General features: G+C 72.5%; 16 protein-coding genes. 10 read left to right on the top strand and 6 right to left on the bottom strand.

Annotated elements, in window-relative coordinates; all coding sequences use genetic code 11:
* The first annotated feature begins 45 nt into the window (after positions 1–45).
* From BKI49_RS33350 to BKI49_RS33365, 4 genes are all read left to right on the top strand, one after another.
* Positions 46–816, top strand: a complete 771-nt coding sequence (locus BKI49_RS33350) for a GNAT family N-acetyltransferase (RefSeq protein ID WP_095938033.1) — start codon at positions 46–48, stop codon at positions 814–816.
* 293 nt (positions 817–1,109) lie between these two features.
* Positions 1,110–1,880, top strand: a complete 771-nt coding sequence (locus tag BKI49_RS33355; protein WP_218835056.1) for a lysophospholipid acyltransferase family protein — start codon at positions 1,110–1,112, stop codon at positions 1,878–1,880.
* Positions 1,881–1,983: 103 nt separating this feature from the next.
* Complete coding sequence (locus tag BKI49_RS33360; protein ID WP_095938035.1) at positions 1,984–3,165, top strand: pentapeptide repeat-containing protein; 1,182 nt, start codon at positions 1,984–1,986, stop codon at positions 3,163–3,165.
* On the top strand, positions 3,166–3,618 hold the full coding sequence (locus BKI49_RS33365; RefSeq protein WP_095938036.1) for a hypothetical protein: 453 nt from the start codon (positions 3,166–3,168) through the stop codon (positions 3,616–3,618).
* Here BKI49_RS33365 and BKI49_RS33370 read toward each other — a convergent pair.
* Positions 3,605–5,953, bottom strand: a complete 2,349-nt coding sequence (locus BKI49_RS33370) for an ATP-binding cassette domain-containing protein (RefSeq protein ID WP_095938037.1) — start codon at positions 5,951–5,953, stop codon at positions 3,605–3,607. The two genes, BKI49_RS33365 and BKI49_RS33370, sit on opposite strands and share 14 nt — an antisense overlap.
* Positions 5,954–6,019: 66 nt before the next feature.
* A complete protein-coding gene (locus BKI49_RS33375) occupies positions 6,020–7,033 on the bottom strand; it encodes an LLM class flavin-dependent oxidoreductase (RefSeq protein ID WP_095938038.1) in 1,014 nt (337 codons plus the stop codon).
* A 362-nt stretch (positions 7,034–7,395) separates the two neighbouring features.
* On the opposite strand from BKI49_RS33375, the gene BKI49_RS33380 reads away from it, so the two are divergent.
* The 3 genes from BKI49_RS33380 to BKI49_RS33390 all read left to right on the top strand — a co-directional run bounded on the left by BKI49_RS33380 (position 7,396) and on the right by BKI49_RS33390 (position 11,668).
* The gene (locus BKI49_RS33380; RefSeq protein ID WP_179332663.1) at positions 7,396–8,169 is read left to right on the top strand and encodes a nuclear transport factor 2 family protein; all 774 of its coding nucleotides are present in this window, start codon (positions 7,396–7,398) and stop codon (positions 8,167–8,169) included.
* Positions 8,170–8,250: 81 nt separating this feature from the next.
* Complete coding sequence (locus BKI49_RS33385) at positions 8,251–9,219, top strand: aldo/keto reductase (protein ID WP_095938040.1); 969 nt, start codon at positions 8,251–8,253, stop codon at positions 9,217–9,219.
* A gap of 553 nt (positions 9,220–9,772) precedes the next feature.
* On the top strand, positions 9,773–11,668 hold the full coding sequence (locus BKI49_RS33390; RefSeq protein ID WP_257005058.1) for a ricin-type beta-trefoil lectin domain protein: 1,896 nt from the start codon (positions 9,773–9,775) through the stop codon (positions 11,666–11,668).
* Between the two features lie 75 nt (positions 11,669–11,743).
* Here BKI49_RS33390 and BKI49_RS33395 read toward each other — a convergent pair whose 3' ends face one another.
* From BKI49_RS33395 to BKI49_RS33405, 3 genes are all read right to left on the bottom strand, one after another.
* Positions 11,744–12,988: a polysaccharide deacetylase family protein gene (locus BKI49_RS33395; RefSeq protein ID WP_179332664.1), complete on the bottom strand. Its 1,245-nt coding sequence runs from the start codon at positions 12,986–12,988 to the stop codon at positions 11,744–11,746.
* A gap of 209 nt (positions 12,989–13,197) precedes the next feature.
* Positions 13,198–13,944 (bottom strand): DUF4232 domain-containing protein, encoded by a 747-nt coding sequence (locus tag BKI49_RS33400; RefSeq protein ID WP_095938042.1) that lies wholly within the window; start codon positions 13,942–13,944, stop codon positions 13,198–13,200.
* A gap of 143 nt (positions 13,945–14,087) precedes the next feature.
* The gene (locus BKI49_RS33405; RefSeq protein ID WP_095938043.1) at positions 14,088–15,473 is read right to left on the bottom strand and encodes a serine/threonine-protein kinase; all 1,386 of its coding nucleotides are present in this window, start codon (positions 15,471–15,473) and stop codon (positions 14,088–14,090) included.
* 46 nt (positions 15,474–15,519) lie between these two features.
* Here BKI49_RS33405 and BKI49_RS33410 point away from each other — a divergent pair, with 46 nt between their 5' ends.
* The gene (locus tag BKI49_RS33410; RefSeq protein ID WP_095938044.1) at positions 15,520–16,071 is read left to right on the top strand and encodes an RNA polymerase sigma factor; all 552 of its coding nucleotides are present in this window, start codon (positions 15,520–15,522) and stop codon (positions 16,069–16,071) included.
* A gap of 169 nt (positions 16,072–16,240) precedes the next feature.
* On the top strand, positions 16,241–16,732 hold the full coding sequence (locus BKI49_RS33415) for a phosphatase domain-containing protein (RefSeq protein WP_095938045.1): 492 nt from the start codon (positions 16,241–16,243) through the stop codon (positions 16,730–16,732).
* A 71-nt stretch (positions 16,733–16,803) separates the two neighbouring features.
* On the opposite strand, the gene BKI49_RS33420 is transcribed toward BKI49_RS33415, so the two are convergent.
* Entirely contained in the window at positions 16,804–17,019 is a 216-nt protein-coding gene (locus tag BKI49_RS33420) for a dodecin (RefSeq protein ID WP_179332665.1), read from the bottom strand.
* A gap of 290 nt (positions 17,020–17,309) precedes the next feature.
* Here BKI49_RS33420 and BKI49_RS33425 point away from each other — a divergent pair, with 290 nt between their 5' ends.
* The gene (locus BKI49_RS33425; RefSeq protein WP_095938047.1) at positions 17,310–18,572 is read left to right on the top strand and encodes an extracellular solute-binding protein; all 1,263 of its coding nucleotides are present in this window, start codon (positions 17,310–17,312) and stop codon (positions 18,570–18,572) included.
* Positions 18,573–18,662 lie beyond the last annotated feature (90 nt).

Consider the following 18,662-nt stretch of genomic DNA (forward strand, 5'->3'; position numbering starts at 1 on the left):
CGCGCCCGCCGCACCGCCGAACCGGCCCGTGACCAGGAGAGTGCCATGACCGGCGTTTCCACCCTCGACACCCCGCCCCAGCCCGTCGCCCCCACCCGCTACACCGTCACCCTGGCCCGCGACGAGGCCGACGTGCGAGCCGCGCAGCGGCTGCGCCACGACGTGTTCGCCGGGGAGATGGGCGCCCTCCTGTCCACCCCGCAACCGGGTCTCGACGTCGACGCCTTCGACGCGTACTGCGACCACCTGCTGGTCCGGGACACGGTGACCGGCCAGGTCGTCGGCACCTACCGGCTGCTGCCGCCCGAGCGGGCCGCGATCGCCGGACGGCTGTACTCGGAGAGCGAGTTCGACCTCGGCCCGCTCGCCCCGATCCGCTCCGGGCTCGTCGAGGTGGGACGCTCCTGCGTGCACCCCGACCACCGCGACGGCACCGTCATCGGACTCATCTGGGCGGGGATCGCCCGCTACATGATCGAGGGCGGCCACGAGTGGCTCGCCGGCTGCTGCTCCATCCCGCTCGCCGACGGCGGCACCCTCGCCGCGGGCACCTGGGACCGTGTCCGCACCCGGCACCTGGCACCCGAGGAGCACCGCGTACGTCCCCTGCTGCCGTGGAGCGCCGAGGGCGTCACCCGGCCCGCCCGCACCGAGCTTCCCCCGCTGCTGCGCGGCTATCTGCGACTGGGCGCCTGGGTCTGCGGAGAGCCCGCCCACGACCCGGACTTCGGGGTCGCCGACCTGTATGTGCTGCTGCCGATGAGCCGGGTCAACCCGCGCTATCTGCGGCACTTCCTCTCCCTCGTCCCGGCGTGATGAGCACCCACGACGTGGGGGCACCGGGCCCGGGGACGCTCGGTGCGGGACCGGCCCGTCCGGGTGCCGGGAGCCCGGACCGGTCGCGCGCCGCCGCACCCGGGTCCTGGTCCCGGCCGGACGCCCCGCCGCCGGGTGCCCGGGAGCGTGGCGGTGCCGGAGCCGCCGCCCCGGAGTGGGGCGGTGCCGGAGTCGCCGCCCCGGAGCGAGGCGGTGCCGGAGCCGCAGCACCAGCACCCTCCGGCCCCGGCAGCGCCTGGCTTCCCACCGCTCCCTGCTCTCCCGGAGCCTGCGTGGAGTCGACGGCGTCCTGGACCGCGGTGCCCCGCGCCGTGCTGCGGCTCGCCGCGGTCCTGGCCGTCGTCCTCACCGGAGTCCTGCTCGCCCCGGGGATCGCCCGGATGCGGGCGGTGCCACGGGACCGGATGATCCGCCGCTGGTGCCGGGCCGTCGTCCGGGCGAGCGGCGTACGGACCAGGATCACCGGGACCGCCGTGCCCACCGGTGGCCTGCTGCTCGTGGCCAACCACATCTCCTGGCTGGACATCCCGCTGCTCGCCGCGGTCCGCCCGGCGCGGATGCTCGCCAAGACCGAGGTCCGGGCCTGGCCCGTGGCGGGAGCCCTGGCCGCACGCGGCGGCACCCTCTTCATCGAACGGGACCGGCTCCGCGCGCTGCCCGGCACGGTGACCCGCATCGCCGAGGCCCTGCACGCCGGAGCGGCCGTCGTCGCCTTCCCCGAGGGCAGCACCTGGTGCGGCCGTGCCCAGGGCCGCTTCCGCCGTGCCGTCTTCCAGGCCGCGCTGGACTCGGGAGCGCCCGTGCAGCCGGTGCGTGTCCACTACCGGTCGAGCGGCGGAGAGGAGAGCACCGCCGCCGCGTTCGTCGGCGACGACTCGCTCCTCGCGTCACTGTGGCGGGTCGCCACCACACGCGGCCTGGTGGCCGAGGTCGAGGTACGGCCACCGATCGCGTCCCGCAACCACCCGGACCGCCGGGGCCTGGCCGCGGCGGCGCAAGGGGCGCCGGACTGGGTGCGGGCGCAGACGGCGGTCCACCCCTGAATCCTCAACTCCCCCTTGAAGAAGGGGATTTGAAGTCGACGGCTTCGGTGTCGATTCACCCGAAGCGGGTGCGGGGAACAGGTGACTCGGCGATCATCCGTCCATGACGGTTGCACCGACGCCGACCTGGCCGATCTGCGGACACGGCGGCTGCCGCGGTGTCGTCGTGCCGCGGCGGGGGCGCTGCCTCGCGCACGTCGACGCAGCGGGGCGGCAGATCTCCCTGTTGTCGACCGCGGCGGGCAGTCCAGCCGACTACCGGGGGGTGCCGTTCACCCCGGAACTCCTCGAAGAACTCCGCCGCAGAAGCCAACGCATCCTGTACGAGGCCCGGTTCGAGCAGGCCGTGTTCACCGGGGACGTCGACTTCAGCGGGTTCCTCTTCTCGGGGCCGGTCGACTTCCGCGACGCGCGGTTCGAAGGGACGGCGGACTTCACCCGTATCGGGGTGCGGGGCCATGCCGACTTCCGGCGGACGGTGTTCGAGGACGAAGTGATCTTCGACCGGGGCGACTTCGAGGGGGCCGCGGACTTCTCCCGCGCGGAGTTCCGCGGCCGGGTCTCACTGACGGGAACCCGGGTGGCGCGGAACATGCGGCTGGACATGGCACGGTGCTCCGGGCCGGTCGAAGCCATGATCGTGAGCGGCAGCGAGATCCACCTGACCGGGGCCGTCCTGGAACGCCCCGCCCGTCTGTACGCGGCCACACCTCGTCTGACCTGCCGGGACACGACGTTCGTCGGGCCGTCGACGCTGCGTGTACGGCGGACCCAGGTGGACCTGACCGACGCGAATCTCGCATCCCAGGTGTCGATCCTCCAGCACTTCGGCCCCTTCTGCCTCCCCGACGGAACGAACATGGAGGAGACGCGGCCACTGGGCTGGGGTTCCCCCTTTCTCGCCGAGCTGCTCTCGGTGCGAGGTGTGGACGTCTCCTTCCTCACGGTCGTCGACATGGGGCTGCGTCCTTGTCAGTTCTTCGGGGCCCACCATCTCGACCAGATCCGCATCACCGGCGAGAGCCTCTTCGGGTCGCCTCAGTCGGGCTGGGGCGTGCACGGCGGAATACCGCTGCGCTGGACCAACAGACGGGCCATTGCCGACGAACACCTGCTCCGGCAGCGACTGGAGTCGAGCGACCGCAATCGGCGGGCCTGGACGGACATCGACGACGACCTCCCCGGCACGGTCATGGAGCCCGCCCACGTCGCCCAGCTCTACCGCCAGCTCCGCAAGGCCCTGGAGGACAGCAAGGACGAACCGGGAGCCGGCGACTTCTACTAGATGCGGCGCCTCGACAGGGTCGAGACGACCCGCGCCGAACGCTGGCTCCTGCACGCCTACTGGCTTCTCTCCGGCTACGGCCTGCGCGCCTCGCGGGCCCTCGCGTGGCTGCTGCTCGCGGTCTGTGTCACCGTCGTGCTCATGCTGGGGCTCGGGCTGCCGGACAAGAGCCCCAGCCAGACCGTCACGGGAGATCTGCCCCCGAGCGGTGGCAAGGTCACGCTGGAGGTGGACACCCCGGATCCGGTGCTCACCCTGCCCGTCGCGGACCGGTTCACCCTGGAGCGGTTCGAGAAGACCCTGCGGATCGTGCTCAACTCGGTGATCTTCCGGTCCAGCGGACAGGACCTCACCACCTGGGGCACCTACACCGAGATGATCAGCCGCTTCACCGAACCGGTGTTCCTGGGTCTCGCCGTGCTCGCCGTCCGCGGCCGGATCAAGCGCGGCTGACCAACTGCCGGGCCAGATACGGGGCGGTGCGGCTGCCCGCGGCACGTGCCACCTCCGCCGGCGGTCCCGCCGCGACGATGTGGCCGCCCGCGTCGCCGCCGCCGGGGCCGAGGTCGATCACCCAGTCGGCGCCCGCGACGACCGACATGTCGTGCTCGACGACCACGACGGTGTGGCCCGCGTCGACCAGACCGTGCAGCTGGCGCATCAGCACCTCGACGTCGGCCGGGTGGAGGCCGGTGGTCGGCTCGTCGAGCAGGTAGAAGGTGTGTCCGCGCCGTACCCGTTGGAGTTCGCCGGCCAGCTTGATGCGCTGGGCCTCGCCGCCGGACAGCTCGGTCGCGGGCTGGCCGAGGCGGAGATAGCCGAGGCCCACGTCCAGCAGCGTGGCCAGACTGCGGGCGACGGCCGGGGTGTCCGCGAAGAAGCCGGCCGCCGCCTCCACCGTCAGGTCGAGGATCTGGGCGATGTTCCTTTCCCGGTACGTCACTTCGAGGGTCTCGGGGTTGTAGCGTGCCCCGCCGCAGTCCGGGCACGGTGCGTAGGTGCTGGGCAGGAACAGCAGCTCGACGCTGACGAAGCCCTCGCCCTGGCAGGTCTCGCAGCGGCCACCGGCGACGTTGAAGGAGAACCTGCCGACGCCGTAGCCGCGACGGCGGGCCCCGTCCGTCCCGGCGAAGACCTTGCGCACGACGTCGAACAGCCCCGTGTACGTCGCGAGGTTCGAGCGCGGGGTGCGGCCGATGGGCTTCTGGTCGACCGTGACCAGACGCCCGACCCCGTCGAGTTCCTCCGTCACTTCGCCGATCAGCGTGGACTTGCCGGAGCCGGACACCCCGGTGACCGCGGTGAACACGCCGAGGGGGAACTCGGCGGTGACTCCGCGCAGGTTGTGCCGGGTGACCGGCCCGACCTTCAACTGGCCCTGCGCCGGGCGGAGTTCGCGTACCGGCGCGGGGGACCGGTCGAAGAGGAAACGGGCGGTCGCCGACTCCGGCACGCCCTCCAGGTCCGCGACCGGGCCGCTGTGCAGCACCTGCCCACCGTGCTCGCCGGCGCGCGGACCGACGTCGACGAGCCAGTCCGCGCCGCGGACGACGTCGAGGTGATGCTCCACCACGAACACCGAGTTGCCCGCGCTCTTCAGCCGGTCCAGGACCGTGAGCAGAGCCTCCGTGTCCGCGGGGTGCAGCCCGGCGGAGGGTTCGTCGAGGACGTACACGACTCCGAAGAGACCCGAGCGCAACTGCGTGGCCAGACGCAGCCGTTGCAGTTCGCCCGCCGACAGCGTGGGGGCCGGCCGGTCGAGGCTGAGATAGCCGAGGCCGAGCTCCACGACCGGCGCGACACGCGACCTGACGTCGTCGGTGAGGACCCGCGCCGCCTCCCCGCTGCCGTGCAGCGCCCGCCCGAGCTCGGTCAGCGGCAGCGCGGCCAGCTCGGCGATGGTGCGCCCCGCGAACGTCACCGCCAGCGCCTCGGCCCGCAGCCGGCTGCCGCCGCACACGGGACACGGAGAACTGGTCAGGAACCGCTCCGCCTTGGCCCTGAGCGTCGGGCTCTTCGTGTCGGAGAAGGTCTTCATGACGTAGCGCCGGGCACTCATGTACGTGCCCTGGTAAGGGCGTTGGATCCGCTCCGCGTCCCGCACCGGGTGCACGGTGACGACCGGCTGCTCGTCGGTGAACAGGATCCACTCCCGCTCCCCGGCGGGCAGTTCCCGCCAGGGCCGGTCCACGTCGTGGCCGAGCGTGTCGAGGATGTCCCGCAGGTTCTTGCCCTGCCAGGCGCCCGGCCACGCGGCGATCGCGCCCTCGCGGATCGACAGCGACGGATCGGGGACCAGCAACTCCTCGGTCGTACGGTGCACTCGTCCGAGCCCGTGGCACTCCGGGCAGGCCCCGGCCGCCGTGTTCGGCGAGAACGCGTCCGAGTCGAGCCGCTCCGCGCCCGGCGGATAGTCGCCGGCGCGGGAGAACAGCATGCGCAGCGAGTTGGAGAGATTGGTGACCGTGCCCACGGACGAGCGCGACGTGGGTGTCGACCGGCGCTGTTGGAGGGACACCGCGGGCGGCAGGCCCGTGATCTCCCCGACCTTCGGCGCGCCGACCTGGTGGATCAACCGCCGCGCGTACGGCGCGACCGACTCGAAGTAGCGGCGCTGCGCCTCCGCGTAGATCGTCCCGAAGGCCAGCGACGACTTCCCGGAGCCGGACACGCCCGTGAAGACGGCGAGCACGTCCCTCGGCACGTCGACGTCCACGCCCCGCAGGTTGTGCTCGCGGGCGCCCCGGACGCGGACGTACGGGTCGTGGGGACCGTGCGGGCTGGGCATCGGGGAAACTCCTGTGGGGGCCTTGGGACCGGTACGGCGGCGCGGCTCGGGGCAAACCCCACGATTCTAGGCCGGGGTCAGTCCCGCGACCCGGGCCAGCCCGCGATAGGAGTCGAGCAGGGCGTCCCGGTCGTACGTGCTCGTCGTGACCAGTACCTCCTGGGCGCCGGTCTCCTTGATCAGCGTCGCCAGTTCGTCGGCGACCTGCTCCTCGGTGCCGGCGATGTGGCCGGCGAGTCCGGACTCGTAGAAGGCGCGCTCCCTGCCGCTCATCGTGAGGGTCTCCACCCGCTCGGCGGGAGGCAGCGGCGGGAAGGTGCCGTGCGTGCGCGAGTACGCCATCGACCAGGCCTCGGGGAGCAGCAGGCGGTGTGCCCGCTCGGGGGTCGCGGCGACCGCCACCGTGCCGGAGACGACGACGTACGGCTCCTGTGCCCAGACGGACGGCCGGAACGCCGCGCGGTAGTGGTCGACGCCGCGCAGCATCTTGTCCCGGCTCCTGAGGTCCCCGATGACCATGGGCAGGCCGGCCCGCGCCGCGATGCCGGCGCCCTCGCCCATGGCGAGCACGAAGGGCGGCACGGTCAGCCCCTCCGGCGGGCGCGCGTGCACACCGGTCGGGGAGGTGCCGCGGAACCAGCCGAGGAGTTCGTCGAGCTGTGCCGCGAAGTCGTCGCTCGCGGCCGCGTCCTTGTCCCGTCCGAGCGCCTTGCGCACACCGTCCGTGAAGCCGACGGAGCGGCCGAGCCCCATGTCGATCCGCCCGGGGAACAGGGACGCGAGCACGCCGAACTGCTCGGCCACGACGAGCGGCCGGTGGTTCGGCAGCATCACTCCGCCGGTGCCCACCCGTATCGTGCGCGTGGCCGCGGCGACGGCGGCGGCCAGCACGGTGGGCGCGGATCCGGCGACTCCCGGCACCCCGTGGTGCTCCGAGACCCAGATCCGGTGGTAGCCGAGGGCTTCCAGGTCCTGCGCCAGGCGCACGGTGTCACGCAGCGCCTCGGCCGGCTCGTGCCCCTCCCGGGTGCGCGAGCGGTCGAGTACGGAGAAACGGGTTTCCGCGATCACAGAGCTCACAGGGGGTTCAACGCGTGCGGGCCCTCAGGATTCCCGGTGCCGGTGCCGGTGCCGGTGCCGGTGCCAGTGCTGGTGCCCCTGCCCGTGTCTGCGCCGGTTGCCCGTGCCGGTACCGGCGCCTGTGCTCGCGACTGCGACTCGGACAGCGGGCCCGCTGTCCGTCCCTCCGGTGCACGGGGGAGCCGGGCCTGGATCGAACATGTATCCGAATGTGGGCGCCAGGGCTCCTTTGCCGTCCCCGCACCGCGGACGCCCGGCGACGTCACCCGCACGCGCCCGGAGCCGGGCCGCTGCGGTCGCGCCCGGCCGCGTACAGGCACACGATGCGAAGACGAACGTCTCGCATTCTCACTGGAGTACTCATGGTCTGGATTCCTCAGATCACGGATCTCGTCGAGCGGCTCGGAGCGGCCGACCTCGCCGGTGCCCTGCGCGACCCGGACACGGCCACCGTGCCGGTGGCGCTCGACGACCCCGGCGCCGGGCGCATCTGCGGCGTGGGTGTCCTGGCCGCCTGGCTGGCCGAGCAGGAGAAGTGGCGGACGGAGCACGCCGCCGTCGTGGAGCCGGCCGCCGTCACGGTCACCGGACGGCGCGCCGTGGGCGAATGGGTGGTGCGCCTCGACGGACCGGACGGCGGACGCGTCGGGCTCCCCGTCGCCGTCGCGGTCGAGCCCGCCTCCACCATGCCGGTGCGGATCTACCACTCCCGGTGGCCGCTGCTCGGCCGTCACGTCGTACGGCCTCCGCTGGTGCGGCACGCCCCGGACGCGCACGCCTCCGACGTCGTGGACGTCTACCGGGCGGCCCTCGCGGAGGGGGACGTCGCCGCCGTGGTGGCGGCCTTCGCGCCCGACGGCTACTTCCGCGAACCGTCCGGCGATACCCACCGGTACGTCGGCCACGCCGCGCTCAACGACCTGTTCAAGGGCTTCTTCGCCGCGGGCGGGGGCATCCCGCTGAAGCTGTGCACCGTCACGGACGACGGCACCCGCAGCGCCGTCGAGTACGTCTGCGACCGCTGGGGCGACGCCGACCTTCCGCCGCAGGCGGGGCTCGTCGTCTGCACGCGCGGCGAGGGTGGCCTGATCTCGGCCGTGCACGTGTACGACGACGTGGAGGCGCCCGTCGAGTAGGGCTTCACCGGGCCTGTGGCGGGCAGGGAGACAGGTGGCCGCAGTGCCGCCATCCCACGGTGCGCGAGAGCAGGAGTGAGCATGCAGTACGTGAAGCTCGGTTCGACGGGCCTGGACGTGTCCCGGATCTGCCTGGGCTGCATGAGTGTCGGTCTTCCCGACCGCGGCGTCCACGAGTGGACCCTGGACGAGGAGGCCTCCCGCCCGCTGATCCGCCAGGCGCTGGAGGCCGGGATCAACTTCTTCGACACGGCGAACGTGTACTCGGACGGCACCAGCGAGGAGATCGTCGGCCGGGTGCTCGGCGACCTCGCGCGCCGCGACGAGATCGTCATCGCCACCAAGGTGAACGGCGCGATGCACGACGGGCCCAACGCCCGCGGCCTGTCCCGCAAGGCGGTCATGACGGAGATCGACAACAGCCTGCGCCGCCTCGGCACCGACTACGTGGACCTCTACCAGATCCACCGCTTCGACCCGGCGACCCCCGTCGAGGAGACGATGGAGGCGCTGCACGACGTGGTCAAGGCGGGCAAGGCCCGTTACATCGGGGCGAGTTCGATGTACGCCTGGCAGTTCTCCAAGGCGCAGTACATGGCGCGGCTGAACGGATGGACGCGGTTCGTCTCCATGCAGAACCACTACAACCTCCTCTATCGCGAGGAGGAGCGCGAGATGCTGCCGCTGTGCGAGGACCAGGGCGTCGGCGTGCTGCCCTGGAGCCCGCTGGCCCGTGGACGGCTCACCCGGGACTGGGACACCGCCACGGCACGCAGCCGGACCGACGAGTTCGGCCGGAACCTCTACCTGGACGGCGACCGCGAGATCGTCGACGCCGTCGCCCGGATCGCCGCCGGACGGGAGACCGCGCGTGCGCGGATCGCCCTCGCCTGGCTGCTGCACCGCGGCGTCGTGACCGCGCCCGTCGTCGGCGTCACCGAGCCGCTGCACATCGAGGACGCGGTCGCCGCCGTCGAGGTGGAGCTCACGGACAAGGAGATCGAGGAACTGGAGCGGGCCTACACGCCGAGGGCGATCAGCGGCCACTGAGCGGAAAAATTCCCGGTTCCCGGAATTGAGCGGACCGGGCATCCCATGGGGAGCGCTCCCAATGGGATGCCCCAATGGATCGGTCTCGCGTGCGGTTCGGTGGTGGCGGGGTTTCCGAATTCCGTTTTCCCGGGACCCGCTGACATTCTGTCAATATCGCGGACTGCCAGCGGAAAAGGAAATCGCCGGACCGCTTGTTCCGTCTCGGGAGCCTGTGCAAAGGTGTGCGTTGTCGGCGTGCAGACAATATTGTGCTGCCTTCCGTGCCCGTACGGTGTGGCCGTTCGTCCCCTTGCTTCACGAGTGCGGCCGGATTGCTTCACAGGTGCGGTCCGAGGTGGTCGTGCGCGGCGCAGCCCCCCATGGGTAGGCCGTCCGCCTCGTCGGGCGGTCTACATACCCATTGGTATGGACTAATTTCCGTGTTGCCTTTGGGAGGAAAGCGGACGTGAATGATGCCAGGCTGCCTCATTCCCAGGCTCCGGCGCGGTCGTTCGAGGTATCGGATGAACGGCTCGCGGCCGAGATGAAGAAGAGCCAAGGGAACGCACCCGTGCACTATCCCGTCGGCGAACTGCTGGACCGCCACTGGGAAGCGGTGTACTCCTACGCACGCCTGTGCACTCACGGCGTACGGCCCGCCGGAATGCTCACCACGGCCGCATTCACCCGTCTGTTCGGCGAATCCCTGGACCAGTCGGGACCCGGCGCCGCTTGGCGGCCCCAACTCCTCGTCACCGTCCGGCGCATGGCCGCCGAGTGGCTCACCGACCAGCGGCGCGACATGCTCCACCCGAACCTGCTCACCGGCTCGGACCGCGAGGACCGGGCCGCGGCCCGGCTCCTCCCGCCGGAGGGCAGACGCCTGCTGTCCCGGGCGTTCCAGCGGCTGCCCGAGCCCGCCCGCTGCCTGCTGTGGCACATCGAGGTCGAGGCCGAGCGCCCTGAGGTGCCCGCGGCCCTGCTGGGATACGAAGCCGAGGACGTCCCGCCGGAGCTGGAGCGCGCCCGGGAACGCCTGCGCGCCGGCTGTCTGGAGATCCACCGCGAGCTGGCCCCCGAGCAGGAGTGCCGGCGCTACAACCGGATGCTCGATGTCTCCCTGCGCCGCCGCGGCGCCGGACTCGACCCCGATCTGCGCGATCACATGGCCCGGTGCGGTCACTGCCGCCACACCGCCGACCAGTTGGACCAGTTCAACCGCCCGCTGGGGCTCCCGCTCGCCGAGGCCGTGCTCGGCTGGGCCGCGCGCGACTACGTCGCCTCCCGTCCCGGACGTGCCTCCGCGATCCCCGCGGCCGACGGGGTCCACACCGCCGACGAGGCCGCCGCCACGGCACCCGAACTCACCGGAACTCCCGCCGAGAAGGGGATGCTTTCCTGGACCGGGACGCCCGCGGACACGCCCGCCGTCCGCGAGGTCCCGCTCCCGGCGGGACTCCGCCCGCGCACCGCCGCGCGCGGCCGCGGAGCCGGCGACCCGCGTACGCCCGCGCACCGGGCGCCCCGGGGACAGGGAGCCGGCACGCACAAGGGCCCCCGCCAGGCACCGCGCCGCCGCGACGTGGCGCTCGCCGTCCTCACCGTGAGCACCCTGATCCTGGTCCCGCTGGTCGTCTGGGCGGCCGGCACCAGCTCCGGCGGCGAGAACGGCACGGCCGACAACACCGGCCGCTCGGACGCGACCGGCCCGAGCCGGTCGCCCGGTGCGAACCCCTCGTGGATCGGGACCGGGGCCCGGCCGGGCGAGACCGCACGGGGACTGCTGCGCAACGCCGCGACCGGACTGTGCGTCGGCATCGTGGGCGACAAGCCCGCCAAGGGGGTGGAGGCCCGGCTCACCTCGTGCACCTCGAAGTCCGCCCGCCGGTGGACGTACGAAGCCGACGGACTGCTGAGCGACGCGGCCGACCCCGGCCTGTGCCTGGACTCCCATCTCGGCTACTCGGTCCGGCTGACCGCCTGCCCGGGCGTGTCGGGCCCCGGCGCGAAGGACCGGCGCTACGACTTCACCCTCCAGGGTGCGCTGGTGCCACGTTGGAACCAGGACCTGGCCCTCGCGCCCGCCTCCGCCGACGACGGCGCGGCCCTGCTCCTCAAAGTCCGCGACGACGGGGCCGTCCAGCGCTGGGAGCTCGACACCTCCTCGCCCACGCTCCAGATGGAGGTGGTCAACTGGGGCTCCGCCGACGGCGGACCGGACACCACCCCCGCACCGCCCACGGACTCGACGGAACCCGCACCGCCCGCCGCCCACGGGTCGTCCACCACCCCGTCGACCGCGCAGCCGGCTCCGACGACCTCCGCCCCGTCGTACGAGTACTGCGCCTCCCCGGACGCCTACTGCCCCGGGGACGGGCAGTACGGCTCCGGCCGCGACCCCGGATACGGCTACGGGGACTACGGATACGGCTCCGGACACGAGGGAGGGCGGGGAGGCCGCCGGTGAGTCCGGCACACCCCGCCCGCCCCGCCGCCGTACGGGAGACCACCGAGCCGTCGGCCTGACGGCGGACCCGAACCGTCAGGACGACGGCGTGCCCGAACCGGACGCCGTGCCCAGGAACTCCGCCCAGCCGCCGAGCGGGGACTGCCCGGGACTGAGGGTGCGCAGCTTCCGCAGGACCGCCGGGTCCTGCACCTCCAGCCACTCCACGAGCTGGCGGAAGGACACCATCCTGACCTCGTCGTGTTCGGCGATCCGGGCGATGGCCTGCTCGACGGCGTCCATGTAGATGCCGCCGTTCCAGCGTTCGAAGTGGTTGCCGATGAAGAGGGGCGCCCGGTTGCCCTCGTAGGCGCGACGGAAGCCGGCGAGATAGCTGTCACGGGCCTGCGCGCGCCACGCGGCGAACCGGGAACGGTCGCCGAGCGGGTTCGCGTTCGACTGGTTGGCCATCAGGTTGTAGTCCATGGACAGGACCTGGAAGGAGTGACCGGGGAACGGGATGGACTGGAGCGGGAGGTCCCAGACCCGGCCGCCCTGCACCTTCCCGGGCCAGATCTGCAGCCCGCCGGGTGAGCTGGCGTCGTACTTCCACCCCAGGTCGGCGACGGTCGGCAGCAGGTTGGCCTGCCCCTCCAGGCACGGGGCCCGCCCGCCGATCAGTTCCTTGCGGTAGTCGAAGGGCAGCGGTTCGAGATCGGTGAAGCCGGTGTTCGTCTTCCAGCGCGTGACGAACCCGATCGCCTGGTCGATCTCGCTGCGCCACTCGGCGGGCGACCACAGGCGCACCCCGTCCGCGCCGCAGAAGTGCCCGTTGAAGTGGGTGCCGATCTCGTGCCCCTCCAGCCAGGCGGCGCGTATCTGCTGGAGCGTGGCGTGGATGTGCCGGTCGGAGAGGTAACCGATCGCGGAGGCACCGACCGGGTGCTGCGGCGGGCGGTACAGGTGCTTCTTCGACTCGGGCAGCGTGTAGATGCCGCTGAGGAAGAACGTCATGGACGCCCCGTGGTCGGCGGCGACCTTGCGGAACCGGGAGAACAGCTTGTTGCTGAGCTCGCCCGCGCCGTCCCAGGAGAAGACGACGAACTGTGGCGGGCGCTCACCCGGCTTCAGCCGCTGCGCCTTCGGCTGCTCGGGCTGGGCCCCCGTGTCGGCGGTCGAGCCGTCACCGATCGGCTTGGGCGGCTGGCTCGGCGACCCTTTGCCGTCACTCTCGCCGGTGCTGCCCACCGACCAGTCGTTCGCCGAGCAGGCGGAGAGCGCGCCCAGGGCGCCCGCCGATGCCGCCGCGGTCAGCAGCCGCCTGCGTGAGATACCGCTCATGATCGTCCCCCGGGATTCTCGCCACGGCTCCCGCTCTGCGGCTGGAGCCCCCGTACCTGTGACGCCCCGCTCGGTGCGGGTGCGTCAATCGGTGGGATGCGCGGGCATCCGGAAAGGGTCGCGTGATCCAGGACACGTAGCCGTTCCGTGACAAACCCCGCCGACCTGCGGGGCAGGTGGCGGGGCAGGGGGAATTGGGGCCGCTGGGTTCAGGTGCCGGTGCCCGACCGGACGACCGTCAGGGACACCGTCGAGGCGTTGCCGGAGACCGGCACCTTGCCCTGCGTCCACGTGACCTTGAGCGGGTCCCTCTCGTCGGGAGGAGTGACGATGAGCGCGGCGGGCGTCGCCGTCCTCGCCCCGCTGATCTCGGGATTGGAGAAGGTCAGACCCGCCCACGCGCTCTGCCCCGGCTTCAGCGTGAGCGTCGTCGGCGATTCCGAGGAGCGCTTGGGGTCGGGGCCGAGCTGCCTGCCCGACGCGTCGACGAACGCGGCCCCCGGGAAGCCGCGCACGGTGCAGGTGCGCCCGGACTTGTTGGTCAGGACGACGGGGAAGTTCTCCTGCCCCGCGCCCGGGTCGTTGTTCCCCACGGACGCGCGCAGTTCGGAGGTGTGGCAGCGGCCGCCGCCCGAGGAGTTGCCCGAGGACGTGGAGGCCGCCCCCGACGTCGTACCGGACTTGGTGGCGGACCCGGCCGAGGTGTCGTCCCCGCCCGGGGTGGCCGTGTCGCTCGATCCGCTGTCCGCGGTCCTGTCGCCCGAGGCGGGCTCGGCGGTGCCGGAGAGCGTCTGCGGCGCGCTCTTCGGTGAGCCGTCCGTGCCGCAGCCCGTGAGCAGGCCGAGCACCGCGATGCCCGCGAGCACCGCCGCCCGCCGGGCGTGGGCCGAAGTGCGGTGCGCGGGAACCGCGTCGACCGGGTCCGTGTCCGCCGCTCCGCGCCGGAAGGTCGCCATGTCACCACTCCTTGGGAATCACCGCACGCGTTCCTCACGCGTACGCACGGCGCGTTGTGCCCCGTCACCCCTGTCCGATGCACCGGCGCACGGAAAAGTTCGCGAGATCGGCCGGGAAAATACGCCGGGCCGGGCGCGACCGTTCAGGTGCCGACCCGTACGGACGCGATGACCCGGTCGGCCGTGTCCTTGTCCGCGTGCTTCTGACGGATCTGCACGTAGACCTGGGGCTGCGGGGCACCACCCGCCGGGCTCAACCCCGCCTCGACGACGGAGCCGCCGCTGCCAGGACAGTCGTCCCAGGTCCGGATCAGACCGTGCCAGCGGGCGCCGTTGTAGGCGTGGCCGCCCTGGTAGTGGCATCCGGTGTGCGCCAGTGCCCGCACCTCGGCGGCGACGTCGCCCTGCTCGCTGAGCCCGATGAAGGCGCCGCTGACGTCCGACCGGAGGTCCTGCCACCGGGCGAGGTCGTCCGCGACGGCGAGTCCGGGCTCCCGCCCGTCCCCGAGCCCCAGGGCGCGCGGATTCCAGCCGGAGTCCCGTATCTGACGGCCCCAGGCCTCCGGAACCTGCGCGGTGACCCGTCCCGTGCCGTCCTCGACCCGGACGGTCCCCGCCGAGGGTTCCCGCGTCGCGAGCGTGGCGGCGACGGTGACCGCCCCCGCGAGGACGGCGACGCCCAGCGCGGCGACCAGGCCGCGCCTGCCGCGCCGGCGTGCCGTCAGGGTCCCGACCGGACCGTCCGCGGCCAGCCGTTCGAGTTCCTCCGCGAACCCGGCGGCGGTCGGCCAGCGCCGCTCACGGTCGGGTTCCATGGCCCGCATCAGCGCCCGCCCCACGTCCGCGGGGAGGTCCGCGCGCAGACGGTCGGGCCGTACGACCTTGCCGGGCGGGCCGGGCACCGAGCCGGTGACGAGATGGTGGCCGAGGGCGCCCAGGCTGTACACGTCGGCCCGCGCGTCGATCCCGGAACCGGGCTCGGCCTGCTCGGGAGGCGTGTACCCCGCGGAGCCCGCCGCCATGGTGAGGCCGGACGCCTGGGCCAGGCTCTTGGCCAGGCCGAGGTCGGCGAGCAGGACACGGTCGCCCCCGCCGGGCGAGCCGCGCAGCAGCACGTTGGACGGCTTGATGTCACGGTGGACGATCCCGGCCTCGTGCAGCGCGGCGGCTCCCCGGGCCGCCAGCGCGGTCAGCCGCAGCGCTTCGGCGACCGGCAGCGGACCGGTCCCGACGCGGTCGGCGAGGGTGCCGCCGTCGGCGTACTCCATGACGAAGTACGGCCTGCCGTCCGGGAGTTCGCCGATGTCGTAGACCTGCACGACCCGGCTGGAGTCGGCCCGGCGCAGCAGCCGTGCCTCGGAGAGGAAGCGCTCCCGGATGTCCAGGTGGTCGACCCAGTTCTCGGAGAGCACCTTCACCGCGACGGGCGCCTCCAGCACGTCGTCGTGGGCGAGCCAGACGACGCCGAAGCCGCCGGCACCCAGACGCCGGTCCAGACGGTAACGGCCGATCCGCTCCAGGGAGTGCATGCGACTATCATGCCTGGCCTCTGATCGACAGCGAGGGGAGCACCCGGTGCGGGACGCGGCGCAGACCGAGGAGCTGGCCCTGCGGGCGGCGGCCGGTGACGAGGCGGCCCTGGACGGACTGCTCCAGCAGATCCGCCCCGAGGTGGTACGGCGCTGCGGACGCTTCCTGCCCTGCCGGGAGGACGCCGAGGAGGCCGCCCAGGACGTCCTCCTCCAAGTGGCGCGGAAAATAACCACCTTCGAGGGCCGCAGCCGCTTCGGCACCTGGCTCTACACCGTGGTCGCGAACTGCTCCCGGCAGAAGTACCGGGAACTCAAGCGACGGGCCGCCGAGCAGCCGGTCGCCATCGACGCCTCCCAGCAGGTCGATCCGCGCACCACGAGCGTCATCGCCGGTTCCCGTGTCGACCTGCTGGAGGCACTGGAGCGTCTGGAGCGCGAACACCCCCACCTCGTGGCGCCGTTGGTCTACCGGGACATCTGCCAGCTGGAGTACGCCGAGGTCGCCGAGCGCGTCGGGATTCCCCTCGGCACGCTCAAGTCCCGGCTGCACGAGGCGCGCAAGCAGGTCAGGCCTTGGCTGGCGGACGCGTCCTGACGGAGCCTCAACTGGCGAAGGCTTCCTGACGGAGCCTCAACTGACGGAGGCTTCCTGACGGACCCCAATTCGCGGGCCAGGCACGGGCGTCGGACGCGTCGGACGCGTCGGTGGGCGAAGGGCCGTGGGCGGGCGCGGCGCGGCAGGGGGACCTGCATAGGGTGGGCCCGTGAAGGAGACGAACAGCAGACCACTCGCCGTGTTCGACCTGGACGGCACGCTCGCGGACAGCGCGCACCGGCAGCGGTTCCTGGAGCGCACGCCCCGCGACTGGGACGCGTTCTTCGCGGCGGCGCCGCAGGACCCGCCGCTGCCCGAAGGGATCGCGCTGGCGCTGGAGAGCGCACGCGAGTGCGAGGTGGTCTACCTGACCGGCCGCCCCGAGCGGTGCCGCCGCGACACCGTCGACTGGCTGGCCGCGCAGGGCCTGCCCGCCGGGCGCATCTGGATGCGGCGCAACGACGACCGCAGGCCCGCCCGCCGCACCAAGCTGGAGATCCTGCGCCGACTGGCCCGCGACCGCGAGGTCCGCGTCCTCGTCGACGACGACGAACTCGTCTGCACGGATGCCGAGCGGGCGGGCTTCAGGGTCGTACGGGCGCGCTGGGCGGCCACGTCAGCGGCGCTGAAGGACGCGCAGGAGCGGGAAGGGCGGACCTGACCGAGCCGTCGGGGGCCCGGCCGAGGGGGCCGGGCGGGGCGGCTCGAAGGGACCGGGTCGGGTGAGGGCGCTCAGTCGCCCTCGTCCAGGCGGAAGCCGACCTTCAGGCCGACCTGGTAGTGCTCGATCTGCCCGTTCTCGATCTGCCCCCTGACCTGGGTGACCTCGAACCAGTCGAGGTTGCGCAGGGTCTGCGAGGCACGGGTGATCCCGTTGCGGATGGCCTGGTCGACCCCCTCGTGGGAGGTGCCGACGATCTCGGTGACCCGGTACGTGTGTTCGGACATGCGGGTGCTCCTCTCCGTGGCGGGTGTGCCCCGCGTCATTCCACGGTGCCCCACGGTGCGACGGTCCGCGAGATGTCGGGAGCGTACTGCGGGGAAAGTTGCTCTCCCGCCCCGTCCGGGGGGACCTGGTGCGGACCGTCCGCGCCCGGCTCCGGACGCAGCCTTCCGTAGTCGACCCTTGACGGAATGATTGGTCCATACCAAAATCCAGAACACCCGTGCGAGCGCCATGCTCGTCCCCCACGTCGGGCCCCCTTCCCCCTGTCCGCAAGGCAGAACAGGACCCCCTCGTGAGACTCCGCCTCCTCGCCGTCGTATCCGTCACCGCGTTCCTGGCCACCGCCTGCGGAGCCCTGCCCGACAGCGGATCGGGGCAGCGGACGGTCACGGTGTGGCTGATGAAGGACAGCGCCTCCAAGGACTTCCTGAAGAGGTTCACCGAGGACTTCGAGCGCACCCACGGCGCCCTGCGCCTCGACATCCGCATCCAGGAGTGGACCGGCATCGGCGAGAAGGTGCAGGCGGCCCTCAAGGAGCGGGACAAGTCCGCGCCCGATGTGATCGAGGTCGGCAACACCCAGGTGGCGCAGTACGTCGACGGCGGCGGACTGAGCGACCTGACCCTCGAGTCCATGCGGGACTGGGGCATGAACTCCTGGCTGCCCGGCCTCGCCGAACCCGGCCGCTTCGGCACCCGCCAGTTCGGCGTCCCCTGGTACGCGGCCAACCGCGTCGTCATCTACCGCAAGGACCTGTTCGGCCGGGCCGGCATCAAGCAGCCGCCGAAGAGCCGCGAACAGTGGCTCGCGGACACCGAACGGCTCAACTCCGATGGAAACCAGGGGATATACCTGGCGGGGCAGGACTGGTACACCCTGTCCGGGTTCATCTGGGACGAGGGCGGCGACCTCGCCAAGGAGACCACCAGCGGCAATTGGGAGGGCACGCTCCAGACGCCGGCCGCCGTACGGGGCATGGACTTCTACCAGCGGCTCCAGGCGCTCGGCGACGGGCCCGTGGACGCCGACGAGGAACACCCGCCGCAGTCGGGGGTGTTCGCCAAGGGCCGGGTCGCGCAGATCGTCGCCGTCCCCGGACTCGTCCAGGCGATCGAGCGCACCAATCCCGCGCTCAAGGGCAAGCTGGGCTTCTTCCCCGTGCCCGGCAAGACCGCCGCCGCTCCCGGCGCGGTCTTCACCGGTGGCTCCGACCTCGTGGTGCCCAAGAACACGGACGACCGGGAGGGCGCGACGGCCGTCGTCGCCGCGCTCGCGGGCGCCAAGTGGCAGACCGAGCTGGCCCGCACGATGAACTACGTGCCGAACAAGACGACCCTCGCCGACGCCGTCGCGGGCGAGGAAGGGGCCGCGGCGATGGCGGCCGGCGCCGCCCACGGCCGCGCCACCCCTTCCTCGCCCCGGTGGGCCGCGGTCGAGGCCGACAATCCGATCAAGGTCTACATGTCGAAGGTGCTGAGTGGCGCCGACCCGGCGACGGAGGCCCGGCGTGCCTCCGCCCGTATCACCAAGACCCTGGCGGACGACGGCGAGTGACGCGGGACGGCGCGTGCCGTGGAGCCGGAGCATGCCGGTGCCGGAGCACACCGGTGCCGGGCCACCGCGGTGCCGGGGCGGGCCCCTGTC

Source organism: Streptomyces sp. Tue6028 (genome assembly GCF_002300165.1).
In the GTDB taxonomy this organism is placed as follows: domain Bacteria; phylum Actinomycetota; class Actinomycetes; order Streptomycetales; family Streptomycetaceae; genus Streptomyces; species Streptomyces siamensis.